Here is an 18386-nt window from a genome sequence, read left to right as displayed (position 1 = left end):
CTTCGGGAGGCGGCCCTCGGCGTTGTGACCGGTAGTCGGCGGTGGGCGGTCGCCGGTCGCCGGTCGCGGGTCGCGGGTCGCGGGTCGCGGGTCGCCGGTGACCGGCGGGTGACAGGTGGCGGTGGGCGGTGGGGACCCGGTCGGGCCCGCGGCCACGTCCCGGGCCCCGACCCGTTTTCCGGCAGGCCCCGGCGGCCGGCCCCGGCGGACCGCTACCGTCGTCCCATGGCCGACCTGGAGCGCAGACGCAACGAGGAGCTGGCCCGGATACTGCACCAGCTCGGCTGGAGCCCGGAGCGCCTCGCCCGCGAGGTGAACCACACCCTGCCGCCCGGCCTGGCGATCAGCTCCACCGCCCCCTACAAGTGGCGCGACCGCGGCATGGTCCCGCGCAGCCCGCACGACCAGACCGTCTGCGAGGTGCTCGGCCGCGCCCTCGGCATCGCCGTCACCTACGAGCAGCTCTGGGGCCGGATGGGCGGCAACCGGGGCGCCAAGATCCTCTCCCCGCACCTGCTCACCGATCCGTGGACGGCCGACACCGCCCAGACCGCCCTGCGCGATGCGGCCACCGACGCCGGACCGGTCCGTCTGACCGACCTCTTCCGCAGCGCCGACCTCGACCGGGCCGCCGGCCGGCTGGCCACCCCGCCGCCCCCGGTCGGCGGGGGAGAGGGCGCGCTGAGGATCGCCCCGGCCCTGGTCGAGGAGCTCCGGCTCTCCCACCGGAGCAAGCTGCGGCTGGAACAGGCCTGCGGAGGCGGGCTGGTGCTCGGACCAGCCCGGGCCGAGCTCGCCCTCGTCGCGAAGCTGCTGGAGCTCGGCGCCTACGACGAGCCGCTCGGCCGGGCGCTGTACGGCACGGCCGGCCGGTTCGCCCGGCTGGCCGGCTGGGCGGCGTACGACCTCGGGCACGACGCGGCCGCGCAGCGGGCCTTCGTCGCGGCCCTGCGGGCCGCCCACCTCAGCGGTGACCGGCGGCTGGGGGTCGGCGTGGTCGGCGGGCTGGTGGTGCTGGCCACCCAGAGCGCCGGCGGGCGGGGGCTGGAGGCCGTCAGCGCGCTGGCCGGCGCCCTGGAGGCGGCCGGGGACGCCCTCGACCCGGCCGACCGGGCGCTGCAGCTCGGGCGGATCGCGCGCGCGTACGGGCGGCGCGGTGAGAAGGACGCGGTGCGGGAGGTGGCGGAGCGGGCGTTCGCGGAGCTGGACGTGGCAGCTGGCCCGGTGGGCGGCGCCGGGGCCGGCGGACCTGCCGGGGGCGGCGTCGGGGTGGGAGGCGGCGAACGCGGCGCGGCCGGCGCGGCCGGGGGCGACGCCACGGGCACGGCCCGGGACCGCGGGGAGGTGCGGGCGGATCTCGCCGGGATGGTGGGGGAGGGCTACCTCTTCCTCGGCGACCACCGGCGCGCCCAGGCCCTGCTCGCCGAGGCGGTGGCCGGCCTCGGGGCCGGGCGGGCCCGGGCGCGGGCGCTGCTGATGGTCCGGCTCGCCGACTCCCAGCGCCGCACCGGCCGCGACCGCGAGGCGGCGGCCACCGCCGACCGCGCGCGAGCGCTGGCCGCCGGCATGCAGTCCGAGCGGGTCGCCCGTGCCCTGCGCGACTTCGACGCGGCCTCCCGGACGGTATTGCCGGGAGGGGCCTGACACCCTTGCGGTACCCTGAGCCCATGCGAACCGTGCGCCTGCTCCTTAGCCGGCCGCGCTGACCAGGACCGGCCCCGCTCTCGGGCGGCTGCCGGAGTCGGCGTGGCGTCCCCTCCTGCGAGGGGCTTTTTTGTTTTCCACCGCCTTCGCCACCGCCCTCCCGGGCCCGGCCGGCCGAGTGTGCGGTTCGCCCACTACATCGACGGAGCCAGAAGGACCATGAGCGAGACGACCCCTGCTTCCGGCGCGGCCGAGGCCGCAACCGAGCCGTTCCGGTACAGCGCCACCCTGGCGGCGGAGATCGAGTCCCGCTGGCAGGACATCTGGGAGAAGGAGGGCACCTTCCACGCCCCCAACCCCACCGGTGACCTGGCCGACCCGGCCGCCGGCGACGTCTCCGCGAAGCCGCACAGCTTCATCATGGACATGTTCCCGTACCCCTCGGGCGCGGGCCTGCACGTCGGCCACCCGCTGGGCTACATCGCCACCGACGTCTACGCCCGCTACCAGCGGATGACCGGCCACAACGTGCTGCACACCCTGGGCTACGACGCCTTCGGCCTGCCCGCCGAGCAGCACGCCGTCGCCACCGGCCAGCACCCGCGGATCACCACCGAGGCGGCCATCGCCAACATGCGGCGCCAGCTGCGCCGGCTGGGCCTGGGCCACGACCCGCGCCGCTCGATCTCCACGATCGACCCGGAGTACTACCGCTGGACCCAGTGGATCTTCCTGCAGATCTTCAACTCGTGGTACGACGAGGCCGCGCAGAAGGCCCGTCCGATCGACGAGCTGATCGCCCAGTTCGCCGACGGCTCCCGGCCGACCCCGGACGGCCGCGCCTGGGCGGCGCTGACCGCCACCGAGCGCGACGAGCTGCTGGGCGAGTACCGCCTGGCCTACGCCAAGGAGGTGCCGGTCAACTGGTGCCCCGGCCTGGGCACCGTGCTGGCCAACGAGGAGGTCACCGCGGACGGCCGCTCCGAGCGCGGCAACTTCCCGGTGTTCAAGTCCAACCTGCGCCAGTGGATGATGCGGATCACCGCCTACGCGGACCGCCTGATCTCCGACCTGGACCTGCTGGACTGGCCCGAGGCCATCAAGCTGCAGCAGCGCAACTGGATCGGCCGCTCCGAGGGCGCCCGCGTCGACTTCGCCGTCGACGGCGAGAAGATCACCGTCTTCACCACCCGCCCCGACACCCTGTTCGGCGCCACCTACATGGTGCTGGCCCCCGAGCACGGCCTGGTCGACGCGATCGTCCCGGCCGCCTGGCCGGAGGGCACCCGCGAGGAGTGGACCGGCGGCGCCGCCACCCCCGGTGAGGCCGTCGCCGCGTACCGCGCCGCGGCCGCCGCCAAGTCCGACGTCGAGCGCCAGGTCGAGGCCAAGGTCAAGACCGGTGTCTTCACCGGCGCCCACGCCGTCAACCCGGTCAGCGGCGAGCCCGTGCCGGTCTTCATCGCCGACTACGTGCTGATGGGCTACGGCACCGGCGCCATCATGGCCGTCCCCGCCCACGACCACCGCGACTTCGCGTTCGCCCGCGCCTTCGAGCTGCCCATGCGCTGCGTCGTCCGCCCGACCGACGGCCGCGGCGACGACCCGGCCGCCTGGGACGACGCGTTCGACACCTACGACTCCGTCATCGTCAACTCGGCGCACGACGAGGGCACCGCCGACGGCATCTCGCTGAACGGCCTGAGCGTCGTCGACGCCAAGGCCGCCGTCACCGCCTGGCTGGCCGAGCGCGGCATCGGCGAGGGCACCGTCAACTACCGCCTGCGCGACTGGCTGTTCAGCCGTCAGCGCTACTGGGGCGAGCCCTTCCCGATCGTCTACGACGAGGACGGCGTCATGCACGCGCTGCCCGAGTCGATGCTGCCGGTGCAGGTGCCCGAGGTCGACGACTACTCGCCCCACACCTACGACCCCTACGACTCCACCTCCTCGCCGAAGACCCCGCTGTCGCGGAACGAGGACTGGGTCAACGTCGAGCTGGACCTCGGCGACGGGCCGAAGAAGTACCGCCGCGAGACCAACACCATGCCCAACTGGGCCGGTTCCTGCTGGTACGAGCTGCGCTACATCGACCCCACCAACGGCGCCGCCGTGGTCGACCCGGCCAACGAGCAGTACTGGCTGGGCCCGACGGCCGGCAAGCCGGGCGGCGGCGCCGACCTGTACGTCGGCGGTGCCGAGCACGCCGTGCTGCACCTGCTGTACGCCCGCTTCTGGCACAAGGTGCTGCACGACCTGGGCCACGTCGCCTCGGTCGAGCCGTTCCACAAGCTGTTCAACCAGGGCATGATCACCGCGGACGTCTACCGCGACGAGCGGGGCTTCCCCGTCCCGGCCGCCGAGGTCGAGGAGCGCGACGGCGGGTACTTCTGGCAGGGCGAGCCGGTCAAGCGCGAGGCCGGCAAGATGGGCAAGTCCCTGAAGAACGCCGTCGCCCCGGACGAGATCGCCGACGAGTACGGTGCCGACACGCTGCGCCTGTACGAGATGTCGATGGGCCCGCTGGACGTCTCCCGCCCCTGGGACACGCGTGCCGTGGTCGGTTCCTACCGCTTCCTGCAGCGCCTGTGGCGCAACATCGTCTCGGAGTCCACCGGCGAGCTGGTGGTCACGGACGAGGAGCCGGACGAGGCGACGCTGCGCGCGCTGCACAAGGCCGTCGACGGCATCCGCGGCGACATGGCCGGGCTGCGCTTCAACACGGCCGTCGCCAAGGCGATCGAGCTGAACAACTACCTGGTCAAGCGCGGCTCCACGCCGCGGGCGGTGGCCGAGCAGCTGGTGCTGATGGTCGCCCCGCTGGCCCCGCACATCGCCGAGGAGCTGTGGCGCCGGCTGGGCCACGGCGACTCGCTGGCCCACACCGACTACCCGGTGGCGGACCCGGCGTACGTCGTCGACGAGGCCGTGGTCTGCGTCGTGCAGATCAAGGGCAAGGTCAAGGCCCGGCTGGAGGTCGCGCCGTCGATCTCCGACGCCGAGCTGGAGGCGCTGGCGCTGGCCGACCCGACGGTCGTCGCCGCGATCGGGGACGCGCCGGTGCGCAAGGTGATCGTGCGGGCGCCGAAGCTGGTCAACGTCGTCACCGGCTGACGGTTGGCCGCTGGCCGTTCGTGGCCGTTCGTGGCCGGGTGGGCCGTTTGTGGCCGTCGGTCGACGGTCTGCCGGGCGGGTGCTCCTCGGGGCACCCGCCCTTCGGCGTTTCCGGGGGCAGGCCGGCTGCCGGCCCGGGCGGCCTCGGGGGACCTTCCGGACCTCGGGGATCTCCTCCGGGGCTCCCGGGGGAGATCCCCGATCTGTCCCTGATCTCGGGCGCCCGCACCCGTCTGGCGATGCCGGAGGCCCGGTGGGGCGGATACCGTGGAACCCAAGGCGGTCCGGCCCGCGTTGGGCCCGGTGGGGGCCGGTTCGGCTGGCGGAAGGTGGCTCGTGATGGACGTGCTCGGCGTGATGGTCGGCCTCGCCCTGCTCTTCGGACTCGCGATGGTGGCGCTGGTGGTGGTCGGCGTCGTCAAGGCGGCGAAGGCGGTCGGCGAGAAGGTGGAGCGCCACGAGGCCAACGCCCGGCGTGCCGTGGAGAACGCCACGCTCAAGGCGAAGACCTTCACCAAGCCCGGCCCGCAGGGCCAGATCGCATCGGTCCGGCTGGGCCTGCGCACCTCGCTCGACGGCACCCGGCAGGTCCTGGAGAGCGGCCTCGCCCAGGACGGCCAGCTCGGCGAGTCGCTCGCCCTGTTGCGCCGGCTGGACGCCCACGCGGCCGAGCTCGACGGTGAGCTGCGGATCCTGGAGCGCGAGCCGGACACCGGCCGGATCGCGGCCAAGCTGCCCGAGCTGCGGGAGCGGGCCGAGCGGATCAAGCACTCCGCCGAGACGATGCGCTGGGCCGCCCAGGACCGGATGCACCGCTTCGCGGACGACGAGCTGAACCGGCTCAGCCAGGAGTGCGAGAACGAGGCCGGGGCGCTGCGGCACTGGGACGCCCCGGGCGGGGACGGTGCTTCCCGTGGTGGCGGTGCGGCTGCCGGTGGCGGGGCTGCCGGTGGGGCCGCGTCCGGCGGCGCCGCGTCCGGCCGGCCGTCGCCGCAGCGGGCCGGGCTGACCGACGGGAAGAGCGGGCGGCCGAGCGCCGAGGAACTGCTGGGCCTGGGCGACCCGCTGGCCAAGCTGGCGGAGCGGCTGCGGAAGCCGTCGGCGGGTCCGTCGGCCGGCTGAGCAGGCGGGGAAGCAGGTGGTTTCGCGGTGAACCGCCCGCACGCGCCACGTCGCCGGTGGGCCGGGGGCACCCCGGTCGGGCCGCTGTCATCCGGGCCGGACGCGGGGTAACCTCCGCCTCATGCCCGCCGACCTCGCCCTCGTCACCGATTCCACGGCCTACCTGCCGCAGGAAGCCGTCGACCGCCACGGTGTCGCCGTGGTCCCGCTGAGCGTCGTGGTCGGCGACGCCGTGCTCACCGAGGGCGTGGAGATCTCGCCCAAGGACGTCGCCGAGGCCCTGCGCGGCAAGCAGCGCGTGACGACCTCGCGGCCCAATCCGGAGTCCTTCGCCGCCGCCTACCGGGCTGCCGCCGAAGCGGGTGCGCGGGGCATCGTCTCGGTGCACATCTCGGGCGAGCTCTCGGGTACGGCGGAGGCGGCCCGGCTGGCGGCCTCGGAGTCGCCCGTCCCGGTGAGGGTGGTGGACAGCCGGCTGGTCGGCATGGCCCTCGGGTACGGGGTGCTGGCGGCGGCCGAGGCGGTCGCGGCCGGCGCGGAGCTCGACGAGGTGGCCGCCGCCGCGACGCGGCGGGCGGAGGCGACCACGGGGTTCTTCTATGTGGACACGCTGGAGTACCTGCGCCGGGGCGGCCGGATCGGGGCGGCCCGTGCGCTGCTCGGCTCGGCGCTGGCGGTGAAGCCGCTGCTGCACCTCGACGGGGGGCGGATCGAGCCGCTGGAGAAGGTGCGCACGGCGTCCCGGGCGATCGCCCGGCTGGAGGAGATCGCCGTCGAGGAGGCGGGTGGTCGGGAGGTCGACGTCGCCGTCCACCACCTGGCGGCGGAGGAGCGGGCCGAGCCGCTCGCGGAGCGCCTGCGGGCCCGGGTGCCGGGGCTGCGCGAGCTGTACGTGGGTGAGGTCGGCGCGGTGATCGGCGCGCACGTCGGCCCGGGGCTGCTGGCGGTGGTGGTCTCGCCGCGCTGAGCGGCGCTCGCGCCGGTGCCGGGCGGCGGTGACGTGCGCTGGGGCCGGGCGCCCGTGCCGGGTGCTGGGGTCGGTGTCGTCTGGTGTCCTCGGTGCTGTGGTTGGCCCTGCCGCTGTCGCGTCCGTGGTGACGACCGGTCACCTAGGCGGGGGACCCGGTCAACGCTGAGCCGTTCTCCTCGCTCGTGTGAGTGACCTGAGTTATCCACAACCCCTGGGTTGTCCACAGGGTTTCGCCAATTCCCCCGCCAGTCCTGGACGGGCTCCTACTGTGCCCCGCATGACGAGCACGAGATTCAGCGCGAGCAAGCGCCAGGCGATCAGCCGCACCGCCAGGGCGCGGATGGCGGTCCTGCTCCCGGCGGCCGACGGCCCCGGGCAGGGGCGGTCCGCGGAGCCGGACACGGCACCTGTCCCGTCGGCGGACGGGGGATTGCCCGCGTCGCCGGTGGACGTTCCGGCGCCGGAGAGCCAGGCGACACAGGGCCCGATGACGGAACGTCCGGTGACGGAGGCTTTGGCGCCACTCGGGCCGGTTCCGGGCGCGCCGACGGCCGACCCTCCGGCCGTCGGCGCAGGCGCGGCGGGCGAGCCGTCCGCCACCGGGCCGCCGCGGCCCGGACTCCCGACCGGGGCGGCGCAGGCCTGGAAGGACCTCGTGTCCGGGCATCTCACCGAGCCGCTGCCGGGGCTGCCGTCCGACGAGGGGGACGCGGCGCCGCCCGACGAGGGTGCCGCGGTCGGGCCACTCGGTCGCGCACGGTTCCGCCCCGGACCGGCCGTGCTGCTGGACCGGCGGGCCGTGGCGGGGCTGATCGTCCTGGTGCTGCTGGCCGTCGGCTACGGCGCGCAGCACTTCTGGCTGGCCCGCCCCCGGCCGGTCGAAGTCCCCGCCGTGGCGGTCGCGACGTCGGAACCCGGTGCCGGCGCTGCGCCGCCGTCGGACGCCGTCCCTGGCACACCCCGGTCGACGGACGGCCCCGGCGAGCCGGCAGGCACGGTCGTCGTGGACATCGGCGGCCGGGTGCCCGCTCCCGGGCTCCACACGCTGCCCGGCGGGGCGCGGGTGGCCGACGCCCTGCAGGCGGCCGGCGGCCCGCTGCCCGGGACGGAGACCAGGAACCTCAACCTGGCCCGGCTGCTCACCGACGGTGAGCAGATCCTGGTCGGCGAGGTCGAAGGGGCTCCGCCCGCCGGCGGGCCGGGCGGCGGGCCGGCGGCGGTGACGCCGAGGCAGCCGGTCAGCCTGAACCACGCCACCCTCGAACAGCTCGACACCCTGCCGGGCGTCGGTCCGACGCTCGCCCAGCGCATCATCGCCTTCCGCCTGTCCCACGGATCCTTCCGCTCCGTCGACCAGCTCCGCCAGGTCAACGGCATCGGCGAGCGCACCTACGCGGAGATCAGACCGTTGCTGACCCTCTGACCCGGTCGGCCCGTACCCGGACCCCCTTGAGCCCGCCGGCTCACCCCGCCCGACCGACTCGGCCCATCCGCTGCGTCGACCGTTCGCGCGCCGCCCGCCGCCGGCCGCTCGCCGCTCGCCGCTCGCCGCGCGCCGCCGGCCGCCGATTGCCCACTGACCGCCCGCCGTGAAGGGAGGTGCCTCATCACCAGCCCGTCCGTGACCGCGAAGCCGACCGCCGCTCACTCGTCCTCCACCCCTTCGACCGCCGAGGATCTCCGGCTGCTGCTCCCCGCCGTCGCGGCGTGGGCCGTGACGGCGGGGGTGCTCGGCCTGGGCCCGGGCCACGGGCCGGTGCTGCTCGCTGCCACGGGTGCCGCCGTGCTGCTCGCCGCTGTCCTGCTCACCAGGCGTCCGGGCGGACGTCCCACCCGGGAAGGAGCCCGACGCCCGGGGACCGGCGTCACCGTGGCCGCCGTGCTCCTCGTCGCTGCCGCCGCGACGGCCGTGACCCTGCTCCACACGGCCGACCTCCACCGGGGGCCGGTGCCCGCGCTCGCCCGGGCCGGGGGCACCGCGCCCGAAGTGACCGTCGAACTGACCGTCACCGGCGACCCGAGGACGCACGCCTCCCGGACCAGGGGGACGGCTGCCGGGCAGACCGTCCTCACCGTGGACGCCGTGGTGGACCGGGTCTTCTTCCCCGACGTGCCGACACCCGCACCCCGCGTAGCTTCGACCCGGACGCACACGCCGGTGACCGTACTCGCCCGCGGGCCGGACATCGACCGGTGGCAGCTGCTGCTCCCGTCGACCCGGGTTGCCGTCGAGGTCGATGTCCGCCCGCCCGGGGAGGGGCACGACGACGAAAGCGCCGCGTTGCTGGTCGTGCACGGCCCACCCCGTGAGCTTGAGCCACCGAGCCTTCCCCAGCGGATCGCCGGGCGGCTGCGCGAGGGCCTGCGGTCGGCTGCGGACGGGCTGCCGGCGGACGCGCGGGGGCTGCTGCCGGGCCTCGTGGTCGGCGACACCTCGCGCCTGCCCGTCGACCTCCTGGAGGCCTTCCGGGCCACCGACATGGCCCATCTGGTCGCGGTGAGCGGTGCCAACCTCGCGATCGTCCTGGGCGTCCTGCTCGGTGCGCCCGGCCAGGCCGCCACCCCTGAACGGCGCGGCCTGGCCGGGTTCCTCGGACTCACCCTGCGCAGCACGGCGCTGCTCGGCACCGGCGTCACGCTGGCCTTCGTCACCGTCTGCCGGCCTGAGCCCAGTGTGCTGAGGGCGGCCGGTACCGGGCTGATCGGGCTCCTCGCGCTGGCCACCGGCCGTCCGCGCCGGGCGTTGCCGGCCCTGTCGGGGACGGTGCTGCTCCTCGTCCTGCTCGACCCCTACCTGTCACGGTCCCTGGGCTTCCTGCTCTCGGTGCTGGCCACCGCCGGGCTGCTGGTGCTCGGTCCGCACTGGACGGCGACGTTGCGGGCGCGGGGCTGGCCGCAGCACCTGGCGGGTGCCGTCGGGGCCACGGCCGCCGCCCAGGCGCTCTGCGCGCCGGTGACGGTGGTGCTGTCCGGCCACATCAGCCTCGTCGCGGTTCCGTGCAACCTGCTGGCCGAGCTGGCGGTGGCTCCGGCGACCCTGCTCGGATTCGCGGTGCTGGTGCTGGAGCCGCTCCTGCCGGCGCCGGCCCGGCTGCTCGCCGAGGTGGCCGGTGTCCCGGTCGGCTGGCTGGCGGCGGTGGCCCGGCACGGGGCGGACCTGCCGGGGGCCCGACTGTCGTGGCCGGGTGGGTTGCTCGGCACGGTGACGCTCGCCCTGGGGACGGTGGCGGTCTGCTGGACGGTGCCACTGCTGGTGCCGCGGCGGGTCGCGGCGGGCGGGCAGCGCGGGGGTGGGCGCTGGGCCAGGGCAGCGGTGGCAGGGCTGCTCTTCCTGGTGCTGCTGGCCGTGCTGCTGCGGCCGCCCGTGCTCACGCGGCTGGCCACGGGCTGGCCGCCGCCGGGTTGGCGGCTGGTCATGTGCGACGTAGGGCAGGGCGACATGGTGGTGCTGCCGGCGACGGGGGCGGTGGGTGATCCACCTGACAGCGCAGTCGTGGTCGACGCCGGGCCGGATCCGCACGCGGCCGACCGGTGTCTGCGGGAGCTCGGGATCACCCGGGTGCCGCTGCTGCTGGTGACGCACTTCCATGCCGACCACGTGGAGGGCGTCCCGGGGGTGCTACGGGGTCGCGCGGTGGGGGCGATCGAGGGGACCACGGTGGACGATCCACCGGGTGAGGCGGCCCAGGTGTCCGGGTGGGCGGCGGCCTCCGGAGTCCCGCTGCTGCGGGCGCGGCGGGGTGAGCGCCGGTCGGTCGGGCCGTGGCTGTCATGGGAGGTGGTGTGGCCGGACACCGTGCCGTCGCCGGAGGCGACGGGCGCCAACAACGCCAGTGTGGCGCTGCTGGCGACGGTGGCGGGCGGGCTGCGGCTGGCACTGCTGGGCGATCTCGAGCCACCGGCTCAGTCGGCGTTGCTGGGGAGAACGGGAGGTGGGATGCAGGTGGACGTTTTGAAGGTGGCACACCATGGTTCGGCGCATCAGGACTGGGACCTGGCTGCGGCGTTGGGCCCCCGGTTGGCCTTGATCTCGTGCGGGGAGGGCAATCCGTACGGGCATCCGTCGGCGCGGACGGTGGATCGTCTGCGCTCTCTCGGGGCCACCGTGCTGCGGACGGACGTGGCCGGTGACATCGCGGTGACGGGCGACAGCCCGGCCCACCTCGGCGCGTCGGTGCACCCGCACGCCCTCCACGGCCCGCGCGGTGCCCGTGCCGCCCGTGACGTTGCCGAGGCCGGCGGGCCGCGTGGCCCGCCGGCCTGAGTTCACCCGCCCGGCTCACTCGCTCGCCCTCCCCACCAGGAGGAGGAGAGGAGGTGGGGAGGGAGGGCGAGGGGGGTGGGGGGCGGGGCGGGGCCCAAGGAGACGACGCGCCGGCCCCGGGCCGATGCCCGGGGCCGGCGCGGGTGGAAGCGGCCCCCGGTACGGATGGACGGGCCGCCTCGCTCCCGACCTGCCGGGAGCGAGGCGCCAGGGCCAGGACCCCCGGGACGGCCAGGGATGGCCAGGGACGGCCGGGGACGGCCAGGGACGGCCGGGGAGGCCTCCGGAGCGGGGATGCAGGTGGCGCGGGGCGCCACGAGGTCCGTGCACGCCGCCTCGCTCCCGGCCGACACCCATGCACGAGAAGTCGGCCGGTCCGACTTCTCGTGCAAGCGCCGTCAGCTCTCCTCGCGCCAGCCGTCGTACTCGGCGGCGACGGCGTCCAGGGCGCGCAGCAGGGCGGCGGTCCAGCCCTCCTCGGGCGGCTCGACGACCACGAGCCACTGGGCGTCCTCGGCGTCGTCCTCGCCCGCGAGGGCGTCCCGGACGATCTCCAGCTCTCCGAGGTCGGCGTGGTCGGCGCTGAGCTGCTCGGCGGCCTCCTCGGCGGCATCGCGGTCGGGCAGGACGAGCAGCTGCCGGGCGTTCGGGTCGAAGGCGTCCGGCTGGTTGGTGGTCAGGTCTTCACTCACCCGGCCATTCTCCAGGGCGTGATCTTCCTCCTGACGGAGACCCCCGGGCCGGGCCGGCTGCCGGCACCCCACGGGGCGCTGCACCGAGCAGGGCTGTCCGTGCCGCGTGGGATGCTGGTAGGCGATGGCCAGGAAGAGTGCACCCGACGACCTGCTCGCCCCGCTGACCCTCGCGGTCGGTCAGGAGGAGCTGCTGCTGGACCGCGCGGTAGCCCAGGTGGTGGCGGCCGCGAAGGCCGCGGACCCGGACACCGACGTGCGGGACCTCGCGCCCGGCAGCCTCCAGCCGGGCAGCCTGGCCGAGCTGACCACGCCCTCGCTGTTCGCCGAGCGCAAGGTGATCGTGATCAGGGCCGCGCAGGACCTCTCCGCCGACTCCGTCAAGGAGGTCAAGGCGTACATCGAGGCCCCGGCCGAGGAAGTGATCATGGTGCTGGTCCACGCGGGCGGCGCCAAGGGCAAGGGGCTGCTGGACGCCGGGCGCAAGGCCGGCGGCCGGGAGGTGGCCTGCGCCAAGCTGGCCAAGGCGTCGGAGCGGCTGGCCTTCGTCAAGGGCGAGTTCCGCACGCTCGGACGGTCCGCGACGCCGGAAGCCTGCCAGGCGCTGCTGGACGCGCTCGGGAGCGATCTGCGCGAGCTGGCCGCCGCCTGCAGTCAGCTCACCTCGGACGTCGAGGGGACCATCGACGAGACCGTGGTGGCCCGCTACTACAGCGGTCGGGCCGAGGCGACCGGCTTCGAGGTGGCGGACCTCGCCGTCACGGGCCGGGCGGCCGAGGCGCTGGAGCGGCTGCGCTGGGCGCTGGCCGTGGGGCAGCCGCCGACCGGCATCACCTACGCGCTGGCCTCCGGGGTCCGCAGCATCGGCCGGCTGGCGACCACCGGGCGGAACATGCGGCCCGCCGACCTGGCGCGCGAGCTGGGCATGCCGCCGTGGAAGGTGGACCGGGTCCGCCAGCAGATGCGTGGCTGGACGGGCGACGGCGTGGCCGCCGCGCTGACCGCGATCGCCCAGGCGGACGCTGCCGTCAAGGGCGGTTCCGACGACCCGGCCTTCGCGCTGGAGCGGGCCGTCGTCGCCGTCGCCCGGGCCGCGCGGGCCGGCTCCCGCCAGTACTGAGCCGCGGCGGCAGGGAGCTCCGGCCGTAGGGAGCTCCCGCCATAGGGAGCTCCCGCCGTAGGGAAACCGCGGCCGTAAGGAACCACGGCCGTAGGGGGCCCCGCGGCAGGGAGCTCCGCCCGCACCGAGCTCCGGCGGCGCGGAGCCAGGGCCGTACCGAGCTCCGACGACACCGAGCCCGGAGCTCCGGTCCGCGCCCCCCGCCGGCTACTTCCCGCCGATCGCCTTCAGGATGTCCCGGGTGTCGTCGAGCATGGCCCGGCGGACGCTGTCGCGGTCCAGGGTGTGGTTCTCGCTGACCTGGTAGTTGTCCGTCCAGTACAGCGAGTAGGTCATGCCCCCGTCGCGGACCTGCAGGTAGTAGTTGATGTCGTGGAAGCTCCTGTCGGAGCTGGTCGGCTCATCGCCGTAGGCGTAGTAGGCCTCCTGGCCGAGGTCCGGCACGTCGGCGACCTCGTACTTCTGCTGCTCGAAGTAGTGCCGGGTGGCGGCGAACTCGGGCGAGGAGTCGACGGCCTTGTGCAGCTCGACGCGGATGTCCAGCGTGGCGTAGTCCGGGGAGTCGCTCCCGCTGACGGTGCGCTTCATCAGGGCGTAGCAGCGCATCACGTCCATGGAGTCGCTGCGGCCGGTGTGGTCCAGCGGGTAGTTGTCGACCATCTTGTACTTCGCCCGGAACGCGGTGAGCTTGCCGGTGTCGCAGATCCGGTCGACGGCGTGGTAGCCGTGGAGGCTCTGCGCCGCGGGGCGGCTCTGCACCAGGTCCGGGACGAGGGCCACCGCGCCGGACCAGACGATCGAGGCGAGGACGGCGCCGACGAACGCCCAGACGGTGTTCCGGCGCAGGCTCCCACCCTTACGGCGGGGCGCGCCGGGCCCGCCGGGCGTCGCGCTGCCGGCGACCGGCGGCCGGCCCGGTGCGGGCGGGAGTCCGGGGGCGGCGGGCAGCCCGGGCGGCGGGCCGAATCCGGGGGTGTTCCCGGCGGGCGGCTGTTGCTGCTGCGGAAGTCCGGCGAACCCGGATGCGTCCTGGGACGGTGGTGGCGGTGGCGTAGCCATCGGTGGTGCCCCCCTCAGCCTTCGAACCTCGACCACCGGCACGTGATCGGCGGCGTGACCCGTGACCGACCATAGCGGTCGGAGCACGGAACGCGACAGGCGCCGCAGCAGCCTCTGGGGAAGAGGTCCGCTACGGCGCCTGCCGTACTGCCTGTGCACCGCACCCGCGTGGCGAACGCAGGCCGCGTGCGGTGCGAGTCTCGATCTCGCCTCGGGAGTCCGGGTAGAGGGCCGGTTCGTCCCGAGGGGGTGGGGCCGGAGCCCCGGTGGCGTCAGGCCTGGACGGCGTTGACGCGCTTGGTGATGGCCGACTTCTTGTTGGCGGCCTGGTTGGCGTGGATGACGCCCTTGCTCACGGCCTTGTCCAGCGCCTTGGAGGCGGCGCGGGCCAGCACGACGGCCTTCTCGGTCTCGCCGGCGGCAGCGGCCTCACGGGCCTTGCGCAGAGCGGTCTTCAGCGAGGACTTGACGGCCTTGTTGCGCAGGCGCGCCTTCTCGTTGGTCTTGTTGCGCTTGATCTGGGACTTGATGTTCGCCACGAAAGTGCCTCAGTCTGTGTCATTTGGTTGGAACGGGCTGCACCGGGCGGCCGTCGGACCAGCTGAGAGGGCATGCCGAGGCCAGGTGCAGCGCCCAACGCTACCAGGGGCGCGCGGCTCGCCCCAAACCGACCGGGCACCGCGCACGCGCGTGCGGGCGACCGCTCAGGCGCTGAGCACCGGCTCGCCGTAGTGCTCCACCTCGGGGAACGGCGCGTAGTAGTGGTGCAGCAGCTCGCGCCAGCGCTGGTACTCGGCGGAGCGTCGGAATCCCTCGGTGTGGTCGGTCAGGTGCTCCCACTCCACCTGGAGCAGGAACCGCGAGCCGCGCCCCGCGTCCAGGCAGCGGCGCAGTTCCAGGCAGCGGAAGCCGCGCTGGACCGCGATCAGCGGCCGGGCCTCGGCGAAGGCGGCGAGGAACGCCTCCTCCTGGCCCGGGACGACGTCGAGCAGGGCGCTTTCCAGGATCATGCGACGCCATCCTGCCGCAGCGCAGGCGCCGGCGGGCCCGTCCGGCTGCGGCAGTGGAGGGGCCGCCCGTGGAGCGGCCGGGGCAGGTCCGTGGACGGAGCGGAGAGCTGACCGGCGGCGCACGCCGCGCTCGTGGGAAGATGGGAGGGACTATTTCGATCGGACGACTGTCCGGTCCCCGGGAGGCCGGTCAGCGATGACCCGGACACCCCCGGCCCCCGGACCAACGGAGAATCGGACCAAGGTGCCCGCGACCCCCAGCAATGTGCCAGAGCCCAGCCGTACCGACCCGGCGCTGATCCGCAACTTCTGCATCATCGCCCACATCGACCACGGCAAGTCGACGCTCGCAGACCGGATGCTCCAGATCACCGGCGTGGTCGACCCGCGGCAGATGCGCGCCCAGTACCTCGACCGCATGGACATCGAGCGCGAGCGCGGTATCACCATCAAGTCGCAGGCCGTCCGCCTCCCGTGGGCGCCGAAGACCGGGCCGAACGCCGGCACGACGCACATCCTCAACATGATCGACACCCCGGGCCACGTGGACTTCACGTACGAGGTGTCCCGCTCCCTCGCCGCGTGCGAGGGCACCATCCTGGTCGTCGACGCGGCCCAGGGCATCGAGGCGCAGACCCTCGCCAACCTCTACCTGGCGCTGGAGAACGACCTCACGATCATCCCGGTGCTCAACAAGATCGACCTGCCGGCCGCCCAGCCGGAGAAGTACGCCGCGGAGATCGCGCACATCATCGGCTGCGACCCGTCCGACGTGCTCCAGGTCAGCGCCAAGACCGGCCTCGGCGTCGAGGACCTGCTGGACCACATCGTCAACACCATCCCGGCCCCGGTCGGCGTCAAGGACGCCCCGGCCCGCGCGATGATCTTCGACTCGGTGTACGACGCCTACCGCGGCGTGGTCACCTACGTCCGTGTCGTCGACGGCCAGCTCACCAAGCGCGAGCGGATCGCGATGATGTCCACCGGCGCGACCCACGAGCTGCTGGAGATCGGCGTCATCTCGCCGGAGCCCAAGGTCGCCGACGGCCTCGGCGTCGGCGAGGTCGGCTACATCATCACCGGTGTGAAGGACGTCCGGCAGTCCAAGGTCGGTGACACGATCACCTCGCAGAACAAGGGCGCCACCGAGCCGCTCGGCGGCTACAAGGACCCGCGCCCGATGGTGTTCTCCGGCCTCTACCCGCTGGACGGCTCGGACTACCCGCTGCTGCGCGACGCCCTCGACAAGCTGCGGCTGAACGACGCCGCGCTGGTCTACGAGCCGGAGACGTCCGTCGCGCTCGGCTTCGGCTACCGCTGCGGCTTCCTCGGCCTGCTCCACCTGGAGATCATCCGGGAGCGCCTGGAGCGCGAGTTCAACCTCGACCTGATCTCCACCGCCCCCAACGTGATCTACCGCGTGGTGATGGAGGACGGCACCGAGCACACCGTCACCAACCCGAGCGAGTTCCCCTCCGGCAAGATCGCCGAGGTGCACGAGCCGATCGTGCGCGGCACCATCCTGGCGCCGAACGAGTTCGTCGGCGCGATCATGGAGCTGTGCCAGTCCCGCCGCGGCAACCTGCAGGGCATGGACTACCTCTCCGAGGACCGCGTCGAGCTGCGCTACACCCTGCCGCTGGCCGAGATCGTCTTCGACTTCTTCGACCAGCTGAAGTCCAAGACCCGCGGCTACGCCTCGCTGGACTACGAGCCCATCGGCGAGCAGAGCGCCAACCTGGTCAAGGTCGACATCCTGCTGCACGGCGACGCGGTGGACGCCTTCTCCGCGATCGTCCACAAGGACAAGGCCTACAGCTACGGCGTCATGATGGCCGGGAAGCTGCAGAAGCTGATCCCGCGCCAGCAGTTCGAGGTGCCGATCCAGGCCGCCATCGGTTCCCGGGTGATCGCCCGTGAGACGGTCCGTGCGATCCGCAAGGACGTTCTCGCCAAGTGCTACGGCGGTGACATCTCGCGTAAGCGCAAGCTGCTGGAGAAGCAGAAGGAAGGCAAGAAGCGGATGAAGATGGTCGGCCGCGTGGAGGTCCCGCAGGAGGCCTTCATCGCCGCGCTGTCCACCGACGCCGAGCCGCCGAAGGACAAGAAGTAGCGTCGGCAGGCGACGGACGGGAGGGCCCGGGGCGGACAGCCCCGGGCCCTCCCGCGTTCCGGTGACGCAGGAGCGCGGGCCGCATTCCCCCAGGCCCGCCCGCACGCCCGCCCGCCCGCACGCCCCCGCCCGCACGCATGCCTGCCTGCCCGCAGGCCCGCCCACGCCCGCCCGCGCCCGCAGGCAGGCGCGCCCGCTACCGCAGCGACCAGACCACGGCGTTCACGATGAGGGCCTTGATGAGCCGTCCCGTCCGGCCGGTGAGCACGCGCGGCCGCATCGAGTCGTCTCCGTGGATGAGCTGCACCAGCGCCTCCCGCCGGCCGAGGCTCAGGCACTGCGCCGTGTACCGGAACGCGAAGGGCTTGCCGGTGCGCCCGGCGAGCAGCCGGCCGACGTAGCGGCCCATCGGCAGGGCGGTGGCGCAGGCCATCCGGAGGGTGCCGGTGCCGGGAACGGTGACCTCGGCGGCGTCGCCGATCACGTGGACGTCGGGGTGCGAGACCGACCGCAGGTACCCGTCGACCACTGCCCGGCCGGCGGCGTTGACGGTGAGTCCGGCCTCGGCGGCCAGCGGGAGCGGCTCCATGGAGGCGGCCCAGACCACGATGTCGCCCGGGATCCGGCCGCCGGTGGTGTCCAGACCCTCCGGGTCGACCGCGGTGACGGTGGCCTGCTCGTGCACCTCGACCCCGAGCCCGGCCATGACGGCCAGGACGTGGGCCCGGCCGCGGGCCGAGAACCAGCCGCCGACCTGGCCGGCGGTGACGATCCGCACCTTCCACTCCGGGTGCGCCTCGGCGATCTCGGTGGCCATCTCGATGCCGGTGGCGCCGCCGCCGACCACGGCCACGGTGCCGGGGCGGTCCGCGGTGCGCAGCCGCTCGCTGATCTCGGTGGCCCGTTCGGCACCGTAGGCGTGCTCCGCGGCGCCGGGGACGCCGTGCCATGCGGTGCGGCTGCCGAGGGCGTAGACCAGGGTGTCGTAGGCGAGGGTCTCGCCGGTGTCCAGGAGGACCTTGCGGCCGGCGAGGTCGAGCTCGGTGGCCCGGGCCTGGACGTGCCGGACGCCGCGGCCGCGCACCACCTCGGCGACGGCGGGCCGGCGTGCGGGGTGGCCGGCCGCGGTCTCGTGCTGGCGGACCCGGTGCCGGAAGCGGGTTTCGGGGGCGACGAGGGTCACCCGGTTGTGCTTGCCGGCCCGGGTGGCCGCGGGGAGGCCTGCGCAGCCCGCGCCGAGTACGACGATGTGCTTGCCGTTCGCCTTGCTGGTCATGG

The 18386-nt window shown here is 74.4% G+C and carries 13 protein-coding genes; 8 read left to right on the top strand and 5 right to left on the bottom strand.

All coding sequences use genetic code 11. The annotated features are described in order from the left end of the window. Positions 1–225 precede the first annotated feature (225 nt). The 6 genes from MCM47_RS04240 to MCM47_RS04215 all read left to right on the top strand — a co-directional run bounded on the left by MCM47_RS04240 (position 226) and on the right by MCM47_RS04215 (position 11114). A complete protein-coding gene (locus tag MCM47_RS04240) occupies positions 226–1644 on the top strand; it encodes a hypothetical protein (RefSeq protein WP_238741125.1) in 1419 nt (472 codons plus the stop codon). Positions 1645–1863: 219 nt separating this feature from the next. After that, positions 1864–4758, top strand: a complete 2895-nt coding sequence (gene leuS / locus MCM47_RS04235) for a leucine--tRNA ligase (protein WP_238741123.1) — start codon at positions 1864–1866, stop codon at positions 4756–4758. Between the two features lie 339 nt (positions 4759–5097). After that, on the top strand, positions 5098–5880 hold the full coding sequence (locus MCM47_RS04230) for a hypothetical protein (protein ID WP_238741557.1): 783 nt from the start codon (positions 5098–5100) through the stop codon (positions 5878–5880). A gap of 121 nt (positions 5881–6001) precedes the next feature. Further along, the gene (locus MCM47_RS04225; protein ID WP_238741121.1) at positions 6002–6847 is read left to right on the top strand and encodes a DegV family protein; all 846 of its coding nucleotides are present in this window, start codon (positions 6002–6004) and stop codon (positions 6845–6847) included. A gap of 658 nt (positions 6848–7505) precedes the next feature. Beyond that, positions 7506–8273: a ComEA family DNA-binding protein gene (locus MCM47_RS04220; protein WP_238741119.1), complete on the top strand. Its 768-nt coding sequence runs from the start codon at positions 7506–7508 to the stop codon at positions 8271–8273. 198 nt (positions 8274–8471) lie between these two features. Then, positions 8472–11114 (top strand): ComEC/Rec2 family competence protein, encoded by a 2643-nt coding sequence (locus MCM47_RS04215; RefSeq protein ID WP_238741117.1) that lies wholly within the window; start codon positions 8472–8474, stop codon positions 11112–11114. Positions 11115–11512: 398 nt separating this feature from the next. Here MCM47_RS04215 and MCM47_RS04210 read toward each other — a convergent pair whose 3' ends face one another. Next, a complete protein-coding gene (locus MCM47_RS04210; protein ID WP_238741520.1) occupies positions 11513–11749 on the bottom strand; it encodes a hypothetical protein in 237 nt (78 codons plus the stop codon). 181 nt (positions 11750–11930) lie between these two features. Here MCM47_RS04210 and holA point away from each other — a divergent pair, with 181 nt between their 5' ends. Beyond that, entirely contained in the window at positions 11931–12926 is a 996-nt protein-coding gene (holA, locus tag MCM47_RS04205; protein ID WP_238741115.1) for a DNA polymerase III subunit delta, read from the top strand. Between the two features lie 207 nt (positions 12927–13133). Here the strand turns inward: holA and MCM47_RS04200 are convergent, their stop codons facing one another. From MCM47_RS04200 to MCM47_RS04190, 3 genes are all read right to left on the bottom strand, one after another. Then, a complete protein-coding gene (locus MCM47_RS04200; RefSeq protein ID WP_238741113.1) occupies positions 13134–13985 on the bottom strand; it encodes a hypothetical protein in 852 nt (283 codons plus the stop codon). 272 nt (positions 13986–14257) lie between these two features. Further along, positions 14258–14524, bottom strand: a complete 267-nt coding sequence (gene rpsT / locus MCM47_RS04195; RefSeq protein WP_238741111.1) for a 30S ribosomal protein S20 — start codon at positions 14522–14524, stop codon at positions 14258–14260. A 165-nt stretch (positions 14525–14689) separates the two neighbouring features. Beyond that, entirely contained in the window at positions 14690–14995 is a 306-nt protein-coding gene (locus MCM47_RS04190; RefSeq protein ID WP_238741109.1) for an antibiotic biosynthesis monooxygenase, read from the bottom strand. A 244-nt stretch (positions 14996–15239) separates the two neighbouring features. On the opposite strand from MCM47_RS04190, the gene lepA reads away from it, so the two are divergent. Beyond that, positions 15240–17108 (top strand): translation elongation factor 4, encoded by a 1869-nt coding sequence (lepA, locus tag MCM47_RS04185; protein WP_238741107.1) that lies wholly within the window; start codon positions 15240–15242, stop codon positions 17106–17108. 196 nt (positions 17109–17304) lie between these two features. Here lepA and MCM47_RS04180 read toward each other — a convergent pair whose 3' ends face one another. After that, on the bottom strand, positions 17305–18384 hold the full coding sequence (locus MCM47_RS04180) for an NAD(P)/FAD-dependent oxidoreductase (protein WP_238741101.1): 1080 nt from the start codon (positions 18382–18384) through the stop codon (positions 17305–17307). Positions 18385–18386: the final 2 nt, after the last annotated feature.

This window comes from Kitasatospora sp. A2-31 (assembly GCF_022288725.1).
Lineage (GTDB): Bacteria > Actinomycetota > Actinomycetes > Streptomycetales > Streptomycetaceae > Kitasatospora.
Note: the sequence above shows the minus strand (reverse complement) of the source record. Positions and strands in the feature narration are given on the sequence as shown.

Bases quoted from the DNA above. Each gene is read 5' to 3' on its own strand.
- holA (WP_238741115.1), top strand. From the start codon at position 11,931: ATGGCCAGGAAGAGTGCACCCGACGACCTGCTCGCCCCGCTGACCCTC.
- leuS (WP_238741123.1), top strand. From the start codon at position 1,864: ATGAGCGAGACGACCCCTGCTTCCGGCGCGGCCGAGGCCGCAACCGAG.
- MCM47_RS04200 (WP_238741113.1), bottom strand. From the start codon at position 13,985: ATGGCTACGCCACCGCCACCACCGTCCCAGGACGCATCCGGGTTCGCC.
- MCM47_RS04230 (WP_238741557.1), top strand. From the start codon at position 5,098: ATGGACGTGCTCGGCGTGATGGTCGGCCTCGCCCTGCTCTTCGGACTC.
- MCM47_RS04180 (WP_238741101.1), bottom strand. From the start codon at position 18,384: ATGACCAGCAAGGCGAACGGCAAGCACATCGTCGTACTCGGCGCGGGC.
- MCM47_RS04240 (WP_238741125.1), top strand. From the start codon at position 226: ATGGCCGACCTGGAGCGCAGACGCAACGAGGAGCTGGCCCGGATACTG.
- MCM47_RS04190 (WP_238741109.1), bottom strand. From the start codon at position 14,995: ATGATCCTGGAAAGCGCCCTGCTCGACGTCGTCCCGGGCCAGGAGGAG.
- MCM47_RS04225 (WP_238741121.1), top strand. From the start codon at position 6,002: ATGCCCGCCGACCTCGCCCTCGTCACCGATTCCACGGCCTACCTGCCG.